The following is a 22,483-nucleotide window of genomic DNA, read 5'->3' as shown; positions in this document are numbered from 1 at the left end:
GACCAATACGATGGCCAAGAAAGCAGCATCAGAGTCGAAAGCCCCCGCCGCGAAGACGCCAGCGCCAAGGGCGGCTTCCAAGGCCAGGGATGGCGGGCGTCCGGTGCGCTCCGGTCCCGCGCCCGTCTACCAGCACAAGCCGGCCGGCACGTCGTTTTTCGAACTGTCGCGGCTGATGGTGGTGGGGATCGATTCCGCCAAGGGGCAGTTGATCCAGAAGGCGCAGCTTTCGCCGAACGGGCCATGGCCTTCGGCCTGGTCGTTCATCGCGCCCGGCGCCTGGGTGATCATGACGGCGGGCCTCACCAAGGACGGCCGTGTCGCCGTGGTCGCGCAGCCATCGGGAACCACCAATCTGTCCTTCATCACCGAAGACGCCAACCAGATCGGCCCGGTCGAGAAATGGACCGCGCCGATGGGCATCGGCACGCCGCCCGGCGCCACCTCCTATCAGAAGCTTTCGATGGCGCGCGATGCCGACGGCCGCATCGAGGTCTTCGTCACTGACAATCAGGGCCGCATCTGGTGGATCTACCAGAATCCGGACCAGATCGTGCAGGTGCAGAAAACCATCACGCCGCCGGGCACGACGACACCGATCGTCGTCACCGTCGACGTGCTGACGCCGCCGGCCAAACCGTGGAGCGACTGGATCCAGATCCCCGGCGGGCTGGTGACGGTTTCGGCGATACGCCAGGGCGACGGCCGCATCGCCCTGTTCGGCATCAATTCGAACCTGCATCTCTATCGCTGCCAGCAGGCGAAGGCGCAGGCCCTGAAGGCCGCCGACTGGACGGGTTGGGTGCAGATCGACACGACCCAGACAGGTGGCTTCATCGAGATAGCGCCGGTCGTCGGCCCGCTGGGCGCCACCAATCTGTTCGCCCTGACCCAGAACGGCCAGGTGCTGCACACGCGCCAGATGCCCGCCGGATCGGATACGTGGACGCAGTGGGCGACACCCGGCTACTCCAGGGCGCCCAACCTGGCGCTTGCCGCCGGCATCCAGGGCGACGGCGATATCGTGCTGGTCGCCGCCGACCAGCAGCACTTCCTCCAATTCAACGCGCAATGGGATGCCTACACCCAGAACTGGTCGGGGTGGCGCGATTTCGGCGCATCCCTTCGCTCGACGCGCCTGACGCTCAACTACAATGCCGACGGCCGGCTCGCTTTGTTCAGCCTGGCGCTCATGCCGGACGGCACCAACGGCCTGTGGACGATCAACCAGATGGGCATCGACAGTTCCGAATGGGAGTATAACTGGACGTCGCTGACCGACAACAATCTCAAGCAGATCGTCGTCGTGCGCGACCTGACGCCGCCGGTCTGACGGTTGATTTACGCCAGCGTGGCGCAAGCGAAGCAGGCCCGTCCGGTCTGGCCCCGGTCTGACACGGCCGGGCTCGGCTTCCGCGCTGCGACGGAAGTGGATTTGCCGTTCCTGTCGCGGCTCTATGCCTCGACCCGCTTCGAAGAACTCGCGGTGACGTCGTGGAGCGAGGCGCAGAAGGCCGAATTCCTCGGTATGCAGTTCCAGGCCCAGCACGCGCATTACCGAAAACACTATCCCGAGGCCGACTGGCTGGTGGTGGAACGCGATAGCGAAGACATCGGCCGCCTCTACATCGAGCGCTGGCCGAGCCAGCACCGCATCATCGACATCGCTTTCCTGCCGGAGCATCGCCGCAAGGGCTACGGCACCGCACTGCTGCGCGACCTCATCGACGAGGCATGGTTAGCCGGCAAATCAGCCTCGATCCATGTCGAGAAGAACAATCCGGCGAGACGGCTTTACCTGGCGCTGGGCTTCGCGGTCGTCGAGGACAAGGGCGTTTATGACCTGATGGCCTGTGCGCCGTCAGGGGGCGACGATCTATGATCGTCGGAACCGATTTGTTGGCAGATGCGATCATTGTCTATGGTCATCGTTTGCGCTGCCCCTCACCTGCCTGCCGGCATCCTCTCCCCGTATAGTGACGGGGAGAGGGACGCTTTCGCCGCGGATTTCACCACTCTCCAGCGTTGCAAGAAAGGCGCCCGCGTCGCAGCCAGCCACTCTCGCCCCGTTTACGGGGAGAGATGTCCGGCAGGACAGTGAGGGGCGGCGCCGGCGGCAAGGATTGTCGCATTAGGCCCTGTCACGATGCGATAGGCCTGCATGCAGCCCAAAACTGGGTCCTAATTGAACACCGCCTCGTACAGCCGCCCCGTCGCATCGGCGGCGACCGGCACGATGAAGATCTCGTGGCTGCCGCTTTCCCCCGTGAAAAAATAGGTCGCCTGCGGCAATGCGATTTCGCGCGGGCCTTTGAACAGCAGCGAGAAACCGCCACCCGGGCGCGGGCTGGCGGCGATGGGCTTGACCGCGCTCAGTTCGAGCGGGATCTGCCGGCCCCCGGCTTCTATGGTGAAGGTTTGTCCCTGCTCGAAATCCGACACCGACGCCATTCCGTTTCCTTAATCTGTCCGCTGGAGCGGTTCAGCGTTCGGATCGCTGATCCGGCTTTTGTTTCTTCGCAATTGCAAGGGAAACCACTACACACTTTTCCGGGAATTGCTCCAGCGGAGGCACTGTCGCCGCTTCGCCGCAAGCTGTCCAGAGGCGGGCAGGCCGGCGGTCGTGTTCCCCAAGACAATCGACCGCCGCATCCCAAAATACAGCACCGCCTGTCCTTTTATGCGCGCAAGAGACGCTGTAGTACTTTGTTCCTGCGCGGGATTCCTTTCGGCCCAAGATCAGCGCAAACAAGCATAGATCCCGGCTTCGGGACCATGGCAGCCTGATGGGCGTGCGGGAGACGGATGATGGCGGATGCAAAGACGAACGGGACGGGCGATGCGTTGCCGCTGTTCTATTCGAGGCCCGAGGCGCTCAATCCGGCGCGGCACGGCTCGCTAGGCCTGACCGCGCGCAGCGACTTCGGCTTCGCCCGCTCCGCGCACGCCATTCCGGTGGTCGCGTCGGAAATGCCGGCGGCGATGCGATCCTACCCGATCGTCTTTATCGGCCCGGCCAAGTCGCCGGTGATCATCACCGGCGTGCGCCAGAACGAGAACCTGTTCGTCGATGCCGACGGCAAATGGACCGGGCCGCACTACATCCCCGCCTATGTCCGGCGCTATCCCTTCATCCTGGCCGAAGACCCGACATCGGCCGGCCGGCTGACGCTGTGCGTCGAACGGGCCAGCGACCGGGTCGTCGACCAGTTGCTGGCGCCGTCCCGCGATGACAAGATCCTGCCGTTTTTCACCGGCAACGAGCCGAACGAAGCGACCAAACAGGCGCTCGCCTTCTGCAACCAGTTCCAGATCGACTTCAGAGCCACCCGCGAGATGGTCGAAAAGATCGATGCGCACGGCCTGTTTTCACCGCGCCAGAGCAAGGTGACGCTGGAAGGCGGCGAGGTGCTCAACCTCACCGATTTCCAGGTGATCGACGAGCCGGCCTTCAACAGATTGAGCGACGAGGCGTTTCTCGACCTGCGCAAATCCGGCGCGCTCGGCCTGCTCTATTGCCACCTCGCCTCGACCAACAGCTGGACCTCGCTGGTGCATCAGGCGTCGCTGCGGAAGGCGGCTGGGGCGAAGAGCGCCTGAGGAAAACGTTGCGGTTTTCCCGGCGTAACCTTCCAATCGATGCGTCCGGGCGGACAAGCCGGCTAGGCAGCAACCCTTCTGTCGTGCCGCCCTTCGCTGATCTCCTCGGCGAGCTTGTCGCAGAACGCCTCGAGATCGCCGGGGTTGCGGCTGGTGACAAGTCCCTGGTCGGTAACGACCTTGCTGTCCTCCCACAGACCGCCGGCGTTGATCACATCGGTCTTGATCGATTTGTAAGACGTGACCCGGCGACCCCTTACGATGCCTGTCTCGACGAGAAGCCAGGGCGCATGACAGATCGCGCCGACGACCTTCTTGGCCGACCAGAACGATTCGATGAAGCCCAGGGCCTTTCGCTCGACACGCAGCAGATCGGGATTGATGACCCCGCCGGGCAGGACGATCGCGTCATAGGCGTCCGCTCGCGCCTCATCCAAAGTCTTGTCGACGGGAACTTCTCGGCCCCAGTCCTTGAGATCCCAGCCTCTGATCTTGCCGCTTGCGAGCGACACGACATCGACCTTGGCGCCCGCCTCGCGCAGCTTCTTCAGCGGCACCTCAAGTTCGGATTGCTCGAACCCGTTCGTCGCCAGGATAGCGACGTGCTTGCCGGAAATGTCCTGCATGGCTTTCTCCATCGTTGCGTTGATGGAGCGCTAACGAGGCGAGGCGGGAACCGTTCCTCGCTGTAATTTTATGTGACTCCTGGGGAATTCCGCCGAAACTCTTAGCCAGGCAAGCCCAAAAACGAAAAAGCCGCGGAGTTCCGCGGCTTTTCGATGCTTAGTCCCCTGGAGGAAACTGGAGCGGGTGAAGCGATTCGAACGCTCGACCCCAACCTTGGCAAGGTTGTGCTCTACCCCTGAGCTACACCCGCTCGCACGGCGTCTTGGCCGCAAGCCGGGCCTATATGGCTGAAGAGCGCGGCGATTGCAACAGGGAAATCACAGGCTTTTTGTGACACGCCGCGCGGGGCCGGCAAGCCGCCGGCGGGCGCGTGAGTGGCGGGCGGCGGGGCGCCAGCGCGAAGGGCGGTGCCGCTCACCATGATGTCGCATGACGGTCTTGTGTCGGCTGCCCCATTGGCCGTAAACGGCTGGCTTGAGAAACGGAACGAAACCGATGCCGAAGACCGAAGCCGATTTGATGGCCTTTCTCGCCGAACTCGGCATTGCCGCGTCGACGAAGCGCCATCCGCCGCTCTACACGGTCGCGGATTCGCAGGCGTTGCGCGGCGAAATCGCCGGCGGGCACACGAAGAACCTGTTCCTGAAGGACAAGAAGGATAATTTCTTCCTGGTCACCGTCGGCGAGGACGCGGTCGTCGACCTGAAGCAGATCCACCAGGTGATCGGCGCCGCCAGCCGGGTCTCCTTCGGCAAGCCGGAGATGCTGATGGAGCTGCTCGGCGTCACACCGGGCGCCGTGACGGTCTTTGGCGTCATCAACGACACGGCAAACAGGGTCAAGCTCGTGCTCGACAAGGATTTGATGGAGCATGCGGTGATCAATGGGCATCCGCTGACCAATGAGGCGACGACATCGATCGCGGCGCGGGACCTGATCAGATTCGTCGAGGCAACCGGGCACGATGCTGCTATCTTGAAAGTCTCCGTGTGATCGCCACATGGATGGCTTGAGTCAGATGGTCTGAAGCATAGGGCGCCTGGCCGCCGGCCGGCGGCGCCACGGAAGGGCAAAGAGATGAGCGACAACAATCCGTTCGGCGGCTCCTTTGGCGGTAATGGCGGCCAGTACACCACCTCGGTGCAGTATGGTGGAGCGGCGCCGGCGCCGGCGAAAGTCGCGCTTGGCGATGCGCCCGCCGCTCCCGCCGATGTGATCAAGGACACGACGACGGCTGCCTTTGCCGCCGATGTCATCCAGGAATCGCGCCGCCAGCCGGTGCTGGTCGATTTCTGGGCGCCCTGGTGCGGGCCTTGCAAGCAGCTGACGCCGCAGTTGGAGAAGGCGGTCAAGGCCGCCGGCGGCAGGGTCAAGCTGGTCAAGATGAACATCGACGACCATCCCTCGATCGCCGGCCAGCTCGGCATCCAGTCTATCCCGGCGGTCATCGCCTTCAAGGACGGCCAGCCGGTCGATGGCTTCATGGGCGCCATCCCGGAGAGCCAGATCAACGAATTCATCACCAAGGTCGGCGGCAAGGGCAACGGCGCGCCGCCGGTGGCGGAAGCCTTGGCAGCGGCGACCGAAGCGCGCGAGGCCGGCGACATGCAGACCGCGGCCGACATTTATGACGCCATCCTGGCGCAGGCGCCGGAGACGATCGAGGCGATCGCCGGACTGGGCGAACTGTTGTTCGACGCCGGCGACACGGAAGGCGCCGAGGCGCTTTTGGCAACAGCCCCGGAGGCCAAGAAGGATGCGCCGCCACTGGCAGCCCTACGGGCCAGGATGGCGGTTGCGGCGCAGGCGGCAGCTCTCGGCAATCCAGCCGAGTTCGAGCGCCGGCTGGCGGAAAATCCTGGGGATCACCAGGCGCGCTTCGATCTGGCCATGATCCAGAACGCCAACGGCGACCGCACCGCGGCCGCAGACAATCTGCTGGCCATCATCAAGGCCGACCGAAGCTGGAACGAGGATGGCGCCAGGACGCAATTGCTGCAGCTGTTCGAGGCATGGGGCATGACCGACGAGGCAACGCTTGCCGCGCGCCGCAAATTGTCGGCATTGCTGTTTTCCTGAGCCGTTTGCCGGTTGTTTTGCCGCACGGGCTTGGCGTCGGCCATGACTGCGCCAGATTAGAACTGCCATGACGCGCTTCTGGTGAAGCGATCGGAGGAATATGGTGCAAGCGGGAAACGCGCATTACCGGCTCGCCAAGGATTTGCCGTCGACGATCCCGATCTTTCCGCTCGAGGGTGCGCTTTTGCTGCCGGGAGGGCGCATGCCGCTCAACATCTTCGAGCCGCGCTATCTGCAGATGGTGGACGAGGCGATTGCCGGTTCGCGGCTCATCGGCGTCATCCAGCCCAGTCTCGACGGCGCCTTGCGCGGCGATGGCGAGCCGGAACTCTGCAATGTCGGTTGCGCCGGGCGCATCATCGCCTTTTCCGAGAGTGGCGACGGCCGCTACCTGATTTCGCTGCAGGGCGTGTGCCGGTTCCGCATCGCCCACGAATTGACCGTCAAGACGCCGTTTCGCCAGTGCAAGCCCGCGCCTTTCCTTGCCGATCTCGACGAGGATCAGGCGGACAACGAGATCGACCGGCCATCGCTGCTCAAGGCGTTTCGCGCCTATCTGCAGGCCAACGATTTGGAGGCCGACTGGGAAAGCGTCAGCCGCGCCGAAAATGCCATGCTGGTCAATGCGCTGTCGATGATGGCGCCCTACGGGCCGGCCGAGAAACAGGCGCTGCTCGAAGCAGCCGACCTGAAGACCCGGGCGGAGACGCTGATCGCCATCACCGAAATGGCGCTGGCGCGCGAGAATGAGGATTTTGGCTCGAGTTTGCAGTAAGAGGGCGCGATGGCGGACGGACGTGACGAGAGGAAGGTCGACCCCAAGCTGCTGGAGCTGCTGGCCTGCCCGCTGACCAAGGGGCCGCTGGCCTGGGATCCAGAGCGCGGCGAACTGATTTCCAGGGTCGCCAAGATTGCCTATCCGGTGCGTGACGGCATCCCGATCATGCTGCCCTCCGAGGCGCGGACGCTTTCGGTGGAGGACGTGCTCGCCCCGCCGCCGCCACGCTTGGGTGGGCCGGGCTGAGTTCTTGCACCACAGGCTGGCGAGGTGGGCGGGACAGCACCCCCCTCTGGCCTACCGGCCATCTCCCCCGCAAGGAGGGAGATTGGCAGCTTTGGCGCTTTCGCACATTCCAGCAACCGTGGAGATTAGCGAAAGCCGAGACTACATCCAATCTCCCCCCTTGCGGGGGAGATGGCCGGTAGGCCAGAGGGGGGTGCTGTCCCGCTGCCATCGAAGTTTTTGACACTACTGAAAATTCCGCCCCTTGGGCATGACCCTTTCCGCTTCTTCCGACAGCGTTGCGAGATCCTGCCGGATCGGTGCGCTTTGTTCGGCGGGGCTGGAGTGATCCGAACGCTCCTTGGCGAGGTCTCCCGGAGGAGCCGCTGGTGCGGCTTCGCTGACCTTCTCCAGAAGCACGGTCAGCCAGGGCGTCAGATCCTCGATCCTCTCGGCGACGATGTGGACCACGCCCGATTCCGACTGCAATTTTCCGGTGACCTTGACGAACCGGGCGCCCATGACGATGGGTCGGTAACGGTCGAAGGTTCTTTGCCAGAAGATGACGTTGGCCACCGCCTTGTCGTCCTCCAGTGTCAGGAAGATCGCATTGCCCTTGCCGGGGCGCTGCCGCACCAGCACGAGGCCGGCGACGGAGACGCGCCTGCCGTCACGCACGGAAGGCAGGTTCGCATTGGGGATGACGCCGGCGCGGTCGAGCCGCTCGCGCAGGAAGGCGACCGGATGCGCCTTCAGCGACAGGCCGAGCGCGCGGTAATCATGGATGACATGCTCGCCGAGCGGCATTTTCGGCAGCTTCGTCTCGGGCTCCAGCTCGCGCAGGCGAAGCGCCGGCTGGTCGAACAGCGGCAGCCTTTCGGCGGCGCTCTTGCCGTCGAGCGCGCGCACCGCCCACAACGCTTCGCGACGATCAAAGCCGAGCGAGCGGAAGGCATCGGCCTGCGCCAGCCGCTCGATCTCGCCGACATCGAGGCCGGAGCGCAGCCAGACATCCCGGACGGATCCGTAGCCTGAGCCGCGCCGTTCGACGAAGGCCGCCATGCGCTCCTTCGACAGGCCCTTGATCTGGCGGAAGCCGAGCCGGACGGCATGCTTCGTCTCGATGACGCCGCGCATCTCGGCATGGCGCGGGAGGATACGGGTCGGATCGAAAGGCGCTTTCTCCAGCGTGCAGTCCCAGACCGAGAAATTGACGTCGATGTCGCGGATGTCGACGCCATGGTCGCTTGCGTCGCGCACGAGCTGGGCCGGCTGGTAAAACCCCATCGGCTGTGAATTCAGGATCGCGGCGCAGAACACGTCGGGATAGAAGGTCTTGAACCAGCAGGAGGCATAGACGAGCAGGGCGAAGGAAGCGGCATGGCTTTCGGGAAAGCCATATTCGCCAAAGCCCTCGATCTGCTTGAAACAGCGCTCGGCGAAGTCTCGTTGATAGCCTTTCTTGACCATCCCTTCGACCATCAGCGTTTCATAGTTTTTGATCATGCCACTGCGCTTAAAGGTGGCCATAGCGCGTCTTAGCTTATCCGCCTCACCAGGCGAGAAGCCCCCGGCATCGATCGCGATCTTCATTGCCTGCTCTTGAAACAACGGCACACCGAGAGTTCGCTCCAGAATGGCTTGAAGTTCCTTGCTCGGATACTCGACCTTCTCCTTTCCCTGCCGTCGACGAAGGTAGGGGTGCACCATATCGCCCTGGATAGGACCGGGTCGCACGATCGCCACTTCGATGACCAGATCATAGAATGTGCGGGGCCTGAGACGCGGCAGCATCGACATCTGGGCACGCGATTCAATCTGAAAGACGCCCAATGTGTCGGCACGGCAGATCATGTCGTAAACGCGGCTATCCTTTTGCGGAATTGTCGCAAGGGTCAGCCGCCGGTCATACTTGTCCCTTACTCCGTAGTGGGTTTCCAGCAGATCGAAAGCACGCCTCAGGCAAGACAGCATGCCAAGCGCCAGCACATCGACTTTGAGGATGCCGACATTATCCAGGTCATCCTTATCCCATTCGACCATCTTGCGTTCGTCCATCGCCGTCTTGACGATGGGCACGATCTCATCGAGCCGGTCTTTGGTGATGACGAAGCCGCCGACATGTTGCGACAGATGACGGGGAAAGCCCATGATATCGTTGGAGCGTTCGATCACCAGTTTTGCCAGCGGGTCGGTGCGGTTGATGCCGCCAGCGTGAGCCTCCTTCTCGCCAAGTTCGGAGGTCGACCAACCCCAGATCGTGCTCGCCAAAGCGCTTCTGACATCTTCCGACAGGCCCATTGCCTTAGCCACTTCGCGTAGCGCCGAACGGCCGCGATAGCTGATGACGGCTGCGGCCAAGGCTGTGCGTTTGGCGCTGTATTTATTGTAGATATAGGCGATGACCTCATCACGCCTCTCATGTTCGAAGTCGACATCGATGTCTGGAGGTTCGTCGCGCTCCGTCGAAACAAAGCGCTCGAAAAGAACGTCCAGAAGGCCAGGATCTACCTCCGTAATCTCCAGACAATAGCAGATGACGGAGTTTGCGGCGGAGCCGCGACCCTGACACAGAATGCCGACCTCTTCCGAACGCGCGAACCGAACGATGTCGCGAACGGTGAGAAAATAACGGGCGTATTTCTTCTGACCGACAATTTCGAGTTCGTGCCGGATGAGTCCTTCCACTTTGTCAGGGATGCCCTCGGGGTAACGTTTCCTGGCGCCCTCCCAAGTCAATCTCTCCAGTTCCGTCTGAGGGTCGACGCCTGCCTCAGTCGTCTCCTCTGGATAGTTGTGCTTCAGCTCCTCAAGGGAAAAACCCAGGCTTTCCGCAAACCGCAAGGTCTCGGCCAATGCTTGCGGATGCCTGCGGAACAGGCGCGCCATCTCCATCGGTGGCTTCAGATGGCGCTCAGCATTGGCGGTGAGTTGCAGCCCGACCTCGGCGACGGGGGTGTTGAGGCGGATCGCGGTCAGCACGTCCTGCAGCGGGCGCCGTTCGGCGGTGTGATAGAGAACGTCGTTGGTCGCCATCAGCGGAATACCGACGCTCTCGGCAAGAGCCGCGGCCTGCTCGATGCGGAAACGGTCATTGCCGGCGTAGTCGGGCGAAACGGCCAGACGGAGATTTCTGCCGAAACGATCCTTGAGCAGCCGAAGCAAGGCGAGACCGTCCTGCGCCCCCGCCGACAGATCGGGCAGGACTGCCAGCGACATCAGATCCCCCCATTCGAGCAGGTCGCTGCGCTGGAGAAGGGTGGCGCCCTTTTCGTTCTCGTCGCGCAGATTGGCCTGGGTGAGCATGCGGCACAGATGCCCCCAGCCCTTGCGGTCCTGGGGATAGGCGAGGATGTCCGGCGTGCCGTCGCCAAAAACCAGCCGGCAGCCGGGATGATAGGAGAGTGTCTCGACCTTGGCCTGCTGCCAGGCGCGCACCACGCCGGCCACCGTGTTGCGGTCGGCAAGCCCGATCGCCGAGAAGCCCAGGAGCTTGGCCGCGACCACCAGCTCCTCCGGCTTGGAGGCGCCGCGCAGGAAGGAGAAATTCGACTGGATGCCGAACTCGGCAAAGGGAATGACGGTCAGCGCGTTCATGCGAAGACACCATGCATGAACCAGCGCGGCGGCACCTGCGTGTTGCCGTAAAGACCTTGCCGGTAAAGCCAATAGCGGCGACCATCGGCGTCCTCGATACGGAAATAGTCACGGGTTGACGTGATCGGATCGCTCGCTGCCTCGCGCCACCATTCGGCGGCGATGCGTTCCGGCCCTTCGGCGCGCGTGACCCGGTAGAGCGCGCGCCGCCAGCGGAAGTTCAGCGGTGGTCCTTCCGGCATTTCAGTGGCCGGCACATCGATGGGTTCGGGCGAGCGGAACAGCCGGATCGGCCGTTCCGGCGGAAAAATGGTTTTTGGTGCCTGCAGCCTGTCCGGCTTCTTCGGCGGCGTGGTCCGGCGCGGCGCTTCGGTGAAGGGGATCGTGGCGACGGCACGCTCCGGCAGATGGCTTTCGACCGCGACCGGCCGGAGAACCGCCCCCTCGCCGAGCCGGGCGCGGATGCGGTCGGCGAACAGCGCGATATCGGCACCGTCGTCGGTCGTTTCGCCAGTCAGATCGGCCTGCTGCATGCCGAAGGTGGCTGCCGCCAACACCGAGAGCCGCACCAGATCGAAACCATAGCCGGCATCGATATCCTGTTCGAGCGCGGCCAACCTTTCATGGAACAGTTTCTGGATCAGCATGGGTTCGCGCATCGGCCGCGAGGTGCCGAGGGCGATGCGGCTGACGGCGCCGTCGACGCGAAAGAGCAGCAGCGCCAGTGTCCTGGCACCCTCGCCGCGGCGCTCGAGATCGGTTTTCAAGGTCGCCGCCAGCATGCCCACCAGCCGTTCGATGTCCTCGGTCAGGGTGATGGGTTCGGCGAGGTGGCGTTCGACCGAAAGCGGCGCGACGGGAAGGCGCGGCGAGACTGCCTCGTCGAGGCGGCCAAGCGCCTGATCGAGGCGCAGGAGCAGCAAGGTGCCAAAGCGGCGGGCGAGCGGCGCGCGCGGTGCCGCCATGACGGCGCCCGCCGTGCGCAGGCCGACGCTTTCCAGGCTGGTGCGGGTCGCCGGTTCGATGCGCAGCGCGGCCAGCGGCAGGGGTGCCAGCAGCGCTTCCTCCTCGCCTGGCACAACGATGCGGTCGCCGCAAAACCGTGCCGCCGCCCAGGCCGCGCCCGGCGTCGCGGCAAGCCCGGCACGGACATCGAAACCCTGATGGAAGAAGCGCGACAGGATGTCGTCCAGCATGGCACGTTCGCCGCCGAACAGATGGGTGCAGCCGGTGACGTCGAGAAACAGGCCGTCCGCGCCATCCAGCGCCACCAGCGGGGTGTAGCGGTCGCACCAGTCGGCAAGGCCTTCGAGCAGGCGGCGGTCGGCTTCCGGATCGGCCTCGACGATGTCGATCGACGGATGCATGGCGCGCGCATCGGCGATGCCCATGTCGCGCTTCAGGTGCAGGGCCTCAGCCCGCTCGTCGAGGGCCGAGATGCGCTGCGCGTTGCGGTCTCGATGGCTGATCACGAGCGGCGGGTGAGATGGGTGATCCGACGGCCGGGAACGCCAGGACCGCCCCAGACGCTGGCGCAGGACCCTTTCCGCCGCCAGATAGGGAAACCACAGGGACAGGATTCTTTGGCCGGTTTCTTCCCCCACCTGCTCCTTCGTCGCCCGCTCTTTCGTCGCCCGCTCTTTCGTCGAATGCGCATTCATCGGGATTCCACTCCAGTGTGAATTGTCCAGGCAGGGCCGTGCGGCTCTTGCCGATGGTGAGGGTGAAGGCCGGGCGGCCGATCGAGCCGGCCAGCGGCCCGGCGATGGTGTCGCGCGGCACCGCCGGTGCCGACGTGACGATGAGGCGGACGGGTGCCGCCGTCGGTTCGGGCTCGGCCGCCTGCCGCAGCAGGAACACCGGGCGGCCGGCCGCTTGCGCCCTTGCATGCAGCCGGCGTGTCGCGGTCAGGTCAAGCCGCTGCGGATTGCCGCGAATTTCGAGGATGACCGCGGCGAGCGCCGTCATCCGGGCCGCCTCCTCGGCGACCCACAGCGCATCGACAAGTCTCGGTGCCTCGGAAAACAGCAATTGCTCCGGCTCGATGCCGAACGAGGCGTGAAGCCCCCTGGCATAGGGAAAGCCGGCCTCGCGAAAGATCTCCGATGTGCCGATCCACAGCACCGGCAGCCCCGGCGTTTGCTTGAGGATCAGGCTTGTGAGCGACAAAGCGAAGCCGGCGACGGCCCCGGCATCGCGGGTTTGCGTGCCATGGATTTCGCTCAGGGCGGCCTTCGGCAGGCCGCCGCTCAGGGCGGCGTCGAGGCGCTCGACGCCAATAGGCAGGAACGCATCCGGCAACGCCGCGGCAATGCCACGCCGGACGATTGTGAGATCGGTGTTGACGTCGGCATCAAAGGGCGCGGCGGCCGGCGCAGCCAAGCGCTCGGGCAGCGTTCCCTCGATTTTCGCGATCTGGCGGCGCAGGGCAAAAACAGTCTCCCGCGCCACGGCGGTCATCGCCATGACGGTCAGCTTCCACTCACATTGTTCCTGTTATGTTCCCTATAGATTCCAGAGCGCATCCCAAGAGTCAAGCAGACACATAGGGAATTTATTCCTCTCCGCGCGGATGGCGCAGGCGCATCGGCCCGTGTCATTTGCCGATTCCGGTGCGAAAGCCTATATGCCGGGATCAAAGGACAAAGCATGGCCCGCATCTACAAGACCCGCACCTGGCACGACGAACTCTCGCCCTCGATGGACGAAATGGAGTTCCTGGCGCTGGAGGCGTACGCGCATCTGCCGGAAGATTTCCGCAAGCTGACCGGCGAGATCGTCATCCAGATCGCCGAATTCCCGACCGACGAGATCATGGACGATCTGTCGCTGGAAACGCCGTTCGACCTGCTCGGCCTGTTCGAGGGGCGAGGCATCGCCGAGCGCTGGAACCCGCAGACCGGCGAAGGCCCGAACCGCATCACGCTCTACCGCCGCGCCATCCTCGATTACTGGTCCGAAAACGAAGAGACGCTGGGCGACATCGTCACCCACGTGCTGATCCACGAGATCGGCCACCATTTCGGGCTGTCGGACGATGATATGGAGAAGATCGAAGAGGCGGCGGAGTAACTGCTTCCTGCGTCACGTGAATTGTCCATTCCTATCCAGTCGGTCCAGAACTCAGCGGCGGCAAGGGTTCTTGGGATCTCGCTTCGGATAGGTTGGTCATCCCGCTGATGAAAAGATGCAGCGCCTTGCGCACGGCGAGCGATGGCGGCTCGGACGGATGCCACTCCGGAAAATGACCATCAACCACCATTCGTGCCAACCCATAGACAAAGGCACGAGCGGCAAGAACCAGATGATCGAAGTCCGTGTTCGCAGCCAGCCGACCCTGGTGTTGCGCCTGGGTCAGCAGGTCGATCATCTTCCGGCGAATGGCCTCATTCTGACCGCGAAGACTGTCCGACGCGTCGAAATCAATCAGCGTTCGGGAACTGATGATCTGGAAATGCGTGGGATTGGCGATCGCCCATTCCAGATAGCCTTGTCCGATTGCTTCGAAGGCCACGATGGGATCCGCGCTGTCGACTTCTGAAAGTGCATTGGCAACAGCCTCTGTCAGCCGGTTCATGGCCTGTTCGGCGACCGCGGTCAGCAGCGCTGCTTTCGACTGAAAATGCCGGAAGGGAGCGCCGGGGGAAACGCCGGCCCGCTTTGCGGCTTCGCGCACGCTCACATTGTCGGGGCCGCCTTCCTCGACAAGTTGAATTGCAGCATCGATCAACGTGTCCCGCAAATTGCCATGGTGGTAGCCGGTGCGGTGAGGTGTCTTGGCTTTTGCCATCTCTTTTCTTTCGTTCCGTAGAGCTGCTTCAGGCGTCCGTAGCACGATCCGCGATTTATGTAATCACTGTTTACAATGCAGGTAACAGAATGTAATCAGTGATTACAGATGGGACCGGAACAGGCCTGCGGTCTTCGCGGGCTCCCCGTTTTCTCTGAATGAGGAGACGAACATGTCTGCCAGAACCGCCGAACCCCGCCGTCCGCAATCGTTGATTTCGCTGAGGAGTCCAGCCGAAGAACCTCAGCACAAGGAGAATCTCACGACTGTCCAGTCGAGCGCGGCTGTGCCCAGCGTCACGCTTTATCGGCTTGCCGCCGTCGCCGGGGTGGGAAGCGCGCTTATTCTTGTGGTTAACGCGGCCAAACGCAGCGCGCTCATCGCGACCACCGATCTGACACAACTTCTCGCGCCAGTCGCCGAGATATTGGCGCTTGGTCTTGTCGTCGGCCTGTTTCTTGCGTTTGGCCGGCGCGCGGGCCTGTTCGGCACCATCGCGTTTGTCATCAACTTCGTTGCACTGGCAAGTTTGGTCGGTGTGGAAGTGGTGATCAATCTCGTATTTTCGAAACTTCCGCTGACAACCATCATCGAGCTGCGCGCCGGCCCTCTCGGACTGGCTTTGGTCGTCAGTTCGTTCCTTTTTCTGCTTGGGACACTTGCGTTTGTAATCTCTCTTGTCGTTGCAAGAGGCGTTCCGCGCATTCCACTCGCCCTCTATTTCATTGGCGCGGTGCCTATCGCGCTCCGTGCGTTCGTGCCGGAGTGGGCTCTTGACCTGGGCCTGGTGACGCTTGCGGCAGCCATCGCCTGGCTGGCCGGCTGGCTGTGGATGCGAGCGGAGCCTACCAGTCGCTGAGCTTCGTATCGGGTCCGTATTCCTGGCCGTCTATATCCTTGACCACGGCCTGGCCGCAACGCATCGCTTTGGCCTTCTTGTCGTAGGCATAGGTCGGCGAGCCGAACAGGTGCCAGCCCTTGTTCAGCGCCGCCGTCACCTTGTGGCAGAAGCTGGCATCGTCCGGAGCGGACAGAAAGCGGTAGAGTTTCATTGTTCAATTCCTGTCGTGAGTAGCTATAGCTCGCCCGCATCCATCGAGCATTTATGACCCGATGGCGGCTGCCTTCGCCAGCAGTTTTTCGGCCTGCGCCAAGTGCAGCCGCTCGACCATCCTGCCGTTCAGCGCGATCACGCCCTTGCCGGCATTTTCCGGCAGCGCGAAGGCTTCCTTCACCGAGCGCGCCTCGGCCACCGCTTCCATGGACGGCGCAAAGGCTCGGTTCGCGGCTTCGATCTGGGCCGGGTGGATAAGGCTCTTGCCGTCGAACCCCATGGCTGCGGCTTCCGCGCATTCATGTGTGAAAGCGTCGAGGTCACGAAAATCGTTGGAGACGCCGTCGAGCATGTCGATGCCGCCGGCGCGCGCGGCCAGCACCATCTGCATCAGCCATGGCACGAGGTAGCGTCGATCAGGCGTTGCCAGAATGCCGGTCTCCTTGACCAGATCATTCGTTCCGGCAACGAAACAATTTAGCCGCGAGGCCGGATCACGGCCAAGCTCGGCGATGGCGCCGATGTTGAGCAGCGCCTTGGGCGTCTCGATCATCGCCCATAGTTTCACGCTATCGGGGACAAAATTGTCGTCAAGCACATCGCCGGCCTCGAGCAGGTCGCGCGGCGTGTCGACCTTGGGCAGAAGGATGCCGTCGGGCTCACAGCTTGCGGCAGCCAGCAGGTCGTCGGCGCCCCATTCGCTTGATATCGCATTGATGCGCACGATCATCTCGCAGCGTCTGCCAATATGGCTGGCAACGGGATGGCCGGCGAAAATGCTGGCCAGTTTTTCGCGGGCAGTGATCTTGTCGGCCGGAGCGACGGCGTCTTCCAGGTCGATGATGATTGCGTCGCAGGCAAGCTGCGCGATCTTGGCCAAGGCCTTGTCGTTGGAGGCCGGGATGTAGAGCACGGAGCGGCGCGGGCGATAGGTTTCCATGGGTGATCTATGCCGCCTGCGGTTGTTGGAGGCAAGCGCGCAGGGCTGTGCGCCGACCCTCCCCCTTGTGGGGAGGGTCGCTGCGAAGCAGCGGGGTGGGGGTGCGGCGCCGGGCCCCCCCCCCCCCCCGCCGGGCCCCCCCCCCCCCAACGGGCGGGGGGGGGGGGGGGGCCGGCGGGGGGGGGGGGGCGCGGCGCCGGACCCCCACCCGGACCTGCGGTCCGACCTCCCCACAAGGGGGAGGTAGACGCTCGGCGTCCCGACCCTGCACGAAAACTGCACATGCCTGCGGAAAACCTCCTCGCATCCGCCCCACCCTTTCCCCGTCGGCCTGACAAACAGGCGGCATGCAAAAGCGAGCAAAACCCTATTGGTTCCTGCCTCACCGGCTGCGCAGCGAAGGCTGGTGGCTGGCCGATCGCCGCGCGCGAACGCCACGGCGATCCTCATTCCCTTTGTCCGCAGAACCCCGCCGGCAATCCGGCCGGACGCCATCAGGAAGGCCAGGTCATGATATCCTTCTTCACCGCCGCGCCAGGCTATTGCACCCGCTTCGGGGTCGCCATCCTGCTGGCAGCACTTGCGGATTCTCTCTTTTATGGCCAACCCGCCGGCATCACGGTTTTCCTGTTTGCCACCCTGATTGCCGCCGCGGTGGTCGCCGTGCATCCCGCAGCCTTCAGCGACGGCAGGGTCTGGCTCAAGCCCGCCGCCCTGCTTGTCGCGCTGCTGCCGCTCGCCGAGAACATCAGTGCCTTGTCGGTCTCGATCGCGCTGGCGGCGCTGACCGTCTTTGCGCTTTCGCTGAGCGGGCGGCTGCGGCACAGCATCGCGCGTATTGCCGGCCAGATCGCGCTGTTCGGGCTGGCGGCGCCGTTCCGCTTCGCCAACGATTTCATCCGCTGGCGCAAGACGGCGCGCCGGTTCGGCCGACGGCGCATCCGGCTGGCGGCGATCGCCGTCTGGGTGATGCCGCTGACGCTGGGTGCGGTCTTCCTGGCGCTGTTCGGCGCCGCCAATCCGGTGATCGACTACTGGCTGTCGCTGATCGACCTCGTGAGGCTGCTCGATCTTATCCAACTGGCGCGGATTGCCTTCTGGCTGTTCGTGCTAGCTGCTGTCTGGGCTTTTCTGCGGCCGCGCCTGCCGCGCCTGGTTCGTCGCATCCCGCACGCGGCGCCGGCCGTCAGCGCTCAAGCCGACAAAACCGTCACCACCATCGAAGACATCCTGTTCGGCAAGGCCGCCATCCTGCGCGCCCTGATCGTCTTCAACGTCCTGTTTGCGCTGCAGACGGCGCTCGACGCCACCTATCTGTGGGGCGGGGCGGCCCTTCCCGACGGGCTGAGCTACGCGGCCTACGCGCATCGTGGCGCCTATCCCTTGATGGTCACTGCGCTGCTTGCCGCCGGCTTCGTGCTGGCAGCGCTGCGGCCAGGCAGCGAGACATCGGCCGATCCGCTCATCCGCCGGCTGGTCTATGCCTGGGTGGCGCAGAACATCATGCTGGTCATTTCGTCGATCCTGCGGCTCGACCTCTATGTCGGCATCTATGCATTGACCTACTGGCGCGTCGCCGCCTTCGTCTGGATGGGGCTGGTCGCATCGGGGCTTGCCCTGATCATCGCCCGCATCGCACTGGGAAAATCCAACGAATGGCTGCTGTCCGCCAATCTTCTGACGTTATCTCTGGCGCTTTATGCCGGCTGTTTCATCAATTTTGCAGCGACGATCGCCAACTACAATGTCGACCATTCCCTCGAAATGACCGGCCAGGGCATTCCCCTAGACGCCTGGTATCTTCACTCGCTCGGTCCGGGCGCGTTTCCCGCACTCGATCGGTTCCTCGAGCAGCAGGGCAAGACGGCGGCCGCCGGCACTGTCCGCGAACTGGCTGGCGTGCGCGGCAGCGATGAAATCTGGTATCGAACTATCCAGCAGAACTGGCGGGCCTGGAGCTTTCGCGACTGGCGGCTGCTTCGATATCTCGACACCAAGGGGCCGTTCGTGATTCCCTCCGCAATCGAACTTTCCATGCCGGGCCGCTGATCCATGCCGCATCACATCCTCGTCGCCGACGATGACCCGCACATCCGCGAGGTGATCTGCTTTGCGCTGGAAAAGGCCGGCATGAAAACGACAGGGGTGGCCGACGGTGCCGCCGCCCTGCAAGCGATCGGCCGCCGGGCGCCGGATCTTGTCGTGCTCGACATCGGCATGCCGGAGATGGACGGGCTGGAGGTCTGCCGGCGACTGCGGCACGCATCCGATGTGCCGGTGCTGTTCCTGTCCGCGCGCGACGAGGAGATCGACCGCATCCTCGGGCTCGAAATGGGCGGCGACGACTATGTAACGAAACCATTCAGCCCGCGCGAGCTGGTCGCCCGCGTCAACGTCATCCTGCGGCGCGCCCGCCCGGCGGCGCCCGAACCGGTCGACGACAGGCAGTTTTCGCATGGCAAACTGGCTCTGGCGCCGGCCAGTCACGCTGCCAGCTTCGATGGCAAGGCGCTTGCCCTGACGGGGATCGAATTCTCGATTTTAAAAGGGTTTCTGACGCGGCCCGCGCATGTGCTCGACCGCGACGCAGTGATGGCCAGCGCCTATGCCGCAAACATCCATGTCGCCGGCCGCACCGTCGACAGCCATATCCGCAACATCCGCGCCAAGCTGGCAGCAGTGGGTTGCCTGGATGTTATCGAGACGGTGCATGGCGTCGGCTTCCGGCTCGGCCGATGCGGCTGACGACTTCCGGCAAATGGATCGGCCGCAAATGGCGGCCACGGCTTGCCACGGTCGTCGTCGCCATCCTGATCATGGTGATGGCCCTGCCATTGGTCGGCTTGTTCTTCTTCCGTCTCTACGAGAACCAGCTGATCCGCCAGACCGAAGCGGAGCTGATCGCGCAAGGGGCGGCCATCGCCGCCATCTATGCGCAGGATGTGCGTGACGCCGGTATTGCGGCGGACAAGCTCGGCGCGCCGATGCCGAGGCCAAGCGGGGATTCAAGCCGAAGCGTCAATCCGGACCCGCTCTACAGGCCAATCGAGCCGCAACTCGATCTTGCCTCGGATTATGTGCTGCCGACCCGGCCGGCGGCGATGCCTGCGATCGTCGATCCCACCTTTGCCGCGATCGGTACCCGTCTGTCCGGCATTCTCGACGCCACGCAGAAAACCACGCTGGCCGGCTTCCGGCTGCTCGACGCCCGGGGCGTCGTCATTGCCGGACGGGGCGAGGTCGGCCAGTCGCTCGGTGCGGCCGAAGAGGTGCGCGCAGCGCTTGCCGGTCACTATGCCAGCGCGCTCAGGCTGCGCATTCCCGACCAGCCGGCGCCACCGCTCTATTCGGTCAGCCGCGGCACCAAGGTGCGGGTCTTCGTCGCTTTGCCGGTCGCCGTCGACGGCAAGGTCGCCGGCGTCGTCTATGTGTCGCGGACGCCCAACAACATCATCAAACATCTCTATGGCGAACGCGGCAAGGTGACGTTGGCGGCGATTGCCATTCTCGGCGGCACGCTGCTCATCGGTCTCATCTTCCTGCGCACCGTCAGCCGGCCGATCTATGCGCTGATCGACCGCACCGAGCGCATCGTCGCCGGCGACCGCACGGCGATCCGGCCGCTCGACCATCACGGCACGCGAGAGATGGCGGAGCTGTCCGCAGCCTTCCTCGACATGGCCGAAAAGCTTCAGGCGCGGTCGGACAGCATCCAGACTTTCGCCACCCATGTCTCGCACGAGCTCAAATCGCCGCTGACAGCGATCCAGGGCGCGGCCGAACTGCTGCGCGATTCCGGTGGCGCTATGGACGATACGGAGCGGCGGCGCTTTTCCGACAATATCGTCACCGACGCCGGGCGGCTCAATCTGCTGGTTCGCCGTCTGCTCGACCTAGCGCGTGCCGAAAACCTGGCGCCGAGCGGCGAAAGCACATCGATCGGTGCGGCGCTGGCGCTGCTGCCCGTCGACAACAGGCTGGCGGTTTGCGTCGGAGCCGGCGGCGACATCAGATTGCGCATATCGGCCGAGAACGCGGCTATCGTGCTGGCCAATCTCATCGACAATTCGGCCAGGCACGGCGCGACGGCGGTTTCTGTCTCCGCTACGAGCGCCGACGGCAAGGCGAGCATCCTGGTCAGCGACGACGGCGCCGGCATTTCGCCGAGCAATCGGGCGCGCATTTTCGAGCCGTTCTTCACCACGCGGCGCGAACAGGGCGGCACCGGCATGGGGCTCGGCATCGTGCTGGCCCTCCTGAAAGCGCATGATGGTATGATCGCGCTGGTTGACAGCGAACGCGGCACGCGCTTCGAGATCATTGTGCCGGTGGCGTGACGGACACCATCGGCCGGATCGGAGAAAAAATGCGCTACGACATCGTCATCATCGGTGGAGCCATCGTCGGCTCCTCGGTCGCCTATTACCTGCGTGAGCAAGGGTTTTCCGGCACGATCGCGCTGGTCGAGCGTGATCCGCAATTCGCGCATGCGGCAACGACGCTGTCCATGGCTTCGATCCGCCAGCAATTCTCGATCCCGGAAAACATCCGCCTGTCGCAGTTCACGCTAAAACTGTTCCGGCGGCTGAAGGAAGAGTTCGGGGATGATGCCGATATCGGCTTTCGCGAGGGCGGCTACCTCATCCTTGCCGGCGAGGACGGCTTGCCGATCCTCAAGAGCAATCACGAGGCGCAGATCGCGGAGGGCGCCGACATCGTGCTCGAGGATGCCGACCAGCTTACGCGCCGGTTCCCGTGGCTGTCGACCGAGGGCATTTCAGCCGGCGCCTATGGCCGCACCGGCGAAGGCTGGTTCGACGCGCATGCGATGCTGACGCTGTTCCGAAAGGCGCTGCGGCAGAAGAAAGTCGATTTCATCGCCGCCGATGTCACCAGCATCGCGCGCGATGGCAACCGCGTCACGGGAGTGAGCCTCGGCAATGGCGAGACGCTGAAGGCCGGCATCGTCGTCAACGCCGCCGGCCCGAACGCCGGCAAGGTGGCTGCCATGGCCGGGCTTGAACTCCCGGTCGAGCCGCGCAAGCGCAATGTCTTCGTCTTCGAGGCGCGCGAGAAGTATGCCGACATGCCGCTGCTGGTCGATCCCTCCGGTATCTATGTCCGTCCGGAAGGCTCGGTCTACCTCACCGGCGGCGCCGAACCGGAGGAAGGCGACTGCGCACCCGATCCCGGCGATTTCGAGGTAAACTGGGCGCTGTTCGAAGAGGTGATCTGGCCGGTGCTGGCGACCCGCATTCCCGCCTTCGAGGCGATCAAGCCGACCCGCGCCTGGGCCGGCCACTACGACTACAACACGCTCGACCAGAACGCGGTGATCGGTCCGCATCCCGAAGTCGGCAATTTCATCTTCGCCAACGGATTCTCCGGCCACGGCCTGCAGCAGGCGCCGGCGGTCGGCAAGGCGCTGGCCGAACTGATCGTGCATGGTGGCTACCGCACGGTGGACTGCTCGGCGTTTGGGTATGAGCGGGTGGCGGAGGGAAGGGCGTTCCGGGAATTGAATGTGATTTGAGCGATCAGCGCAGACCGCCGTTCTGTCGAGTTCCCCCCTCTGGCCTGCCGGCCATCTCCCCCGCAAGAAGGGAGATCGGCAGCTTCAGCGCCTTGCTCTTTCCTGCAACGCAGGAATTGGCGAAAGCGGTTGAGCGCTCAATCTCCCCCCTTGCGGGGGAGATGTCCGGCAGGACAGAGCGACTATCTGGGGTGTCAAGTTGCAATTACGAACTCGTTGCGCGCATCGCGTGCTTTTGCATTGAGGATGACCAGGAGTTT

General features: G+C 63.9%; 21 protein-coding genes and 1 tRNA gene. 13 read left to right on the top strand and 9 right to left on the bottom strand.

Annotated features, from left to right (window positions below):
- Positions 1–10 precede the first annotated feature (10 nt).
- Both NKH06_RS27775 and NKH06_RS27770 read left to right on the top strand, forming a co-directional pair.
- Entirely contained in the window at positions 11–1,333 is a 1,323-nt protein-coding gene (locus NKH06_RS27775; protein ID WP_352894712.1) for a DUF8189 domain-containing protein, read from the top strand.
- Between the two features lie 3 nt (positions 1,334–1,336).
- Positions 1,337–1,882: a GNAT family N-acetyltransferase gene (locus NKH06_RS27770; protein WP_352894711.1), complete on the top strand. Its 546-nt coding sequence runs from the start codon at positions 1,337–1,339 to the stop codon at positions 1,880–1,882.
- A gap of 299 nt (positions 1,883–2,181) precedes the next feature.
- Here the strand turns inward: NKH06_RS27770 and NKH06_RS27765 are convergent, their stop codons facing one another.
- On the bottom strand, positions 2,182–2,451 hold the full coding sequence (locus NKH06_RS27765; protein ID WP_352442381.1) for a DUF6916 family protein: 270 nt from the start codon (positions 2,449–2,451) through the stop codon (positions 2,182–2,184).
- A 357-nt stretch (positions 2,452–2,808) separates the two neighbouring features.
- Here NKH06_RS27765 and NKH06_RS27760 point away from each other — a divergent pair, with 357 nt between their 5' ends.
- Positions 2,809–3,600 carry a SapC family protein gene (locus NKH06_RS27760; RefSeq protein WP_352868487.1) on the top strand — a complete coding sequence of 264 codons (792 nt, stop codon included), beginning with the start codon at positions 2,809–2,811 and terminating at the stop codon, positions 3,598–3,600.
- Positions 3,601–3,662: 62 nt separating this feature from the next.
- Here the strand turns inward: NKH06_RS27760 and NKH06_RS27755 are convergent, their stop codons facing one another.
- Entirely contained in the window at positions 3,663–4,226 is a 564-nt protein-coding gene (locus NKH06_RS27755; protein ID WP_352799192.1) for a type 1 glutamine amidotransferase domain-containing protein, read from the bottom strand.
- Between the two features lie 176 nt (positions 4,227–4,402).
- Positions 4,403–4,477 (bottom strand) — tRNA-Gly (locus NKH06_RS27750).
- Between the two features lie 245 nt (positions 4,478–4,722).
- Between NKH06_RS27750 and NKH06_RS27745 the strand changes: the two genes are divergently transcribed.
- From NKH06_RS27745 to NKH06_RS27730, 4 genes are all read left to right on the top strand, one after another.
- The gene (locus tag NKH06_RS27745; protein ID WP_023810886.1) at positions 4,723–5,220 is read left to right on the top strand and encodes a prolyl-tRNA synthetase associated domain-containing protein; all 498 of its coding nucleotides are present in this window, start codon (positions 4,723–4,725) and stop codon (positions 5,218–5,220) included.
- A gap of 84 nt (positions 5,221–5,304) precedes the next feature.
- A complete protein-coding gene (gene trxA, locus NKH06_RS27740) occupies positions 5,305–6,306 on the top strand; it encodes a thioredoxin (protein ID WP_127297739.1) in 1,002 nt (333 codons plus the stop codon).
- Positions 6,307–6,409: 103 nt separating this feature from the next.
- Complete coding sequence (locus NKH06_RS27735) at positions 6,410–7,081, top strand: LON peptidase substrate-binding domain-containing protein (protein ID WP_023810888.1); 672 nt, start codon at positions 6,410–6,412, stop codon at positions 7,079–7,081.
- Between the two features lie 9 nt (positions 7,082–7,090).
- The gene (locus tag NKH06_RS27730; protein WP_023810889.1) at positions 7,091–7,330 is read left to right on the top strand and encodes a Trm112 family protein; all 240 of its coding nucleotides are present in this window, start codon (positions 7,091–7,093) and stop codon (positions 7,328–7,330) included.
- 225 nt (positions 7,331–7,555) lie between these two features.
- On the opposite strand, the gene NKH06_RS27725 is transcribed toward NKH06_RS27730, so the two are convergent.
- The 3 genes from NKH06_RS27725 to NKH06_RS27715 are packed head-to-tail and all read right to left on the bottom strand — an operon-like array spanning position 7,556 to position 13,372.
- Positions 7,556–10,906 carry an error-prone DNA polymerase gene (locus tag NKH06_RS27725; RefSeq protein ID WP_352894709.1) on the bottom strand — a complete coding sequence of 1,117 codons (3,351 nt, stop codon included), beginning with the start codon at positions 10,904–10,906 and terminating at the stop codon, positions 7,556–7,558.
- Positions 10,903–12,378 carry a DUF6504 family protein gene (locus NKH06_RS27720; RefSeq protein WP_352894708.1) on the bottom strand — a complete coding sequence of 492 codons (1,476 nt, stop codon included), beginning with the start codon at positions 12,376–12,378 and terminating at the stop codon, positions 10,903–10,905. Before NKH06_RS27720 ends, NKH06_RS27725 begins: the two co-directional genes overlap by 4 nt.
- Positions 12,320–13,372 (bottom strand): ImuA family protein, encoded by a 1,053-nt coding sequence (locus NKH06_RS27715; RefSeq protein ID WP_352442386.1) that lies wholly within the window; start codon positions 13,370–13,372, stop codon positions 12,320–12,322. Before NKH06_RS27715 ends, NKH06_RS27720 begins: the two co-directional genes overlap by 59 nt.
- 183 nt (positions 13,373–13,555) lie before the next feature.
- Between NKH06_RS27715 and NKH06_RS27710 the strand changes: the two genes are divergently transcribed.
- On the top strand, positions 13,556–13,978 hold the full coding sequence (locus tag NKH06_RS27710; protein WP_023763026.1) for a metallopeptidase family protein: 423 nt from the start codon (positions 13,556–13,558) through the stop codon (positions 13,976–13,978).
- Between the two features lie 31 nt (positions 13,979–14,009).
- On the opposite strand, the gene NKH06_RS27705 is transcribed toward NKH06_RS27710, so the two are convergent.
- Positions 14,010–14,696 (bottom strand): TetR/AcrR family transcriptional regulator, encoded by a 687-nt coding sequence (locus NKH06_RS27705; protein ID WP_352442387.1) that lies wholly within the window; start codon positions 14,694–14,696, stop codon positions 14,010–14,012.
- A gap of 172 nt (positions 14,697–14,868) precedes the next feature.
- On the opposite strand from NKH06_RS27705, the gene NKH06_RS27700 reads away from it, so the two are divergent.
- Positions 14,869–15,555: a hypothetical protein gene (locus NKH06_RS27700; RefSeq protein ID WP_352442388.1), complete on the top strand. Its 687-nt coding sequence runs from the start codon at positions 14,869–14,871 to the stop codon at positions 15,553–15,555.
- Here NKH06_RS27700 and NKH06_RS27695 read toward each other — a convergent pair.
- On the bottom strand, positions 15,542–15,748 hold the full coding sequence (locus NKH06_RS27695; protein WP_013528780.1) for a DUF1737 domain-containing protein: 207 nt from the start codon (positions 15,746–15,748) through the stop codon (positions 15,542–15,544). The genes NKH06_RS27700 and NKH06_RS27695 overlap by 14 nt on opposite strands.
- A gap of 51 nt (positions 15,749–15,799) precedes the next feature.
- On the bottom strand, positions 15,800–16,690 hold the full coding sequence (locus tag NKH06_RS27690; RefSeq protein WP_352442389.1) for an HpcH/HpaI aldolase/citrate lyase family protein: 891 nt from the start codon (positions 16,688–16,690) through the stop codon (positions 15,800–15,802).
- A 510-nt stretch (positions 16,691–17,200) separates the two neighbouring features.
- On the opposite strand from NKH06_RS27690, the gene NKH06_RS27685 reads away from it, so the two are divergent.
- Genes NKH06_RS27685 through NKH06_RS27670 form a run of 4 tightly spaced genes read left to right on the top strand, consistent with a single transcriptional unit; the run spans position 17,201 to position 22,223 of the window.
- Positions 17,201–18,739: a DUF4153 domain-containing protein gene (locus tag NKH06_RS27685; RefSeq protein WP_352868497.1), complete on the top strand. Its 1,539-nt coding sequence runs from the start codon at positions 17,201–17,203 to the stop codon at positions 18,737–18,739.
- Between the two features lie 3 nt (positions 18,740–18,742).
- Positions 18,743–19,435: a response regulator gene (locus tag NKH06_RS27680; RefSeq protein WP_352868500.1), complete on the top strand. Its 693-nt coding sequence runs from the start codon at positions 18,743–18,745 to the stop codon at positions 19,433–19,435.
- The gene (locus NKH06_RS27675; protein WP_352868503.1) at positions 19,426–21,027 is read left to right on the top strand and encodes an ATP-binding protein; all 1,602 of its coding nucleotides are present in this window, start codon (positions 19,426–19,428) and stop codon (positions 21,025–21,027) included. The genes NKH06_RS27680 and NKH06_RS27675 overlap by 10 nt, the downstream gene beginning before the upstream one ends.
- Positions 21,028–21,056: 29 nt before the next feature.
- Positions 21,057–22,223 (top strand): NAD(P)/FAD-dependent oxidoreductase, encoded by a 1,167-nt coding sequence (locus NKH06_RS27670; RefSeq protein WP_352868506.1) that lies wholly within the window; start codon positions 21,057–21,059, stop codon positions 22,221–22,223.
- Positions 22,224–22,483 lie beyond the last annotated feature (260 nt).

Origin of the sequence: Mesorhizobium sp. M1342, assembly GCF_040317955.1 — a bacterium.
Taxonomy (GTDB): Bacteria; Pseudomonadota; Alphaproteobacteria; order Rhizobiales; family Rhizobiaceae; genus Mesorhizobium.
This window is presented reverse-complemented; position numbering and strand designations above follow the sequence as displayed.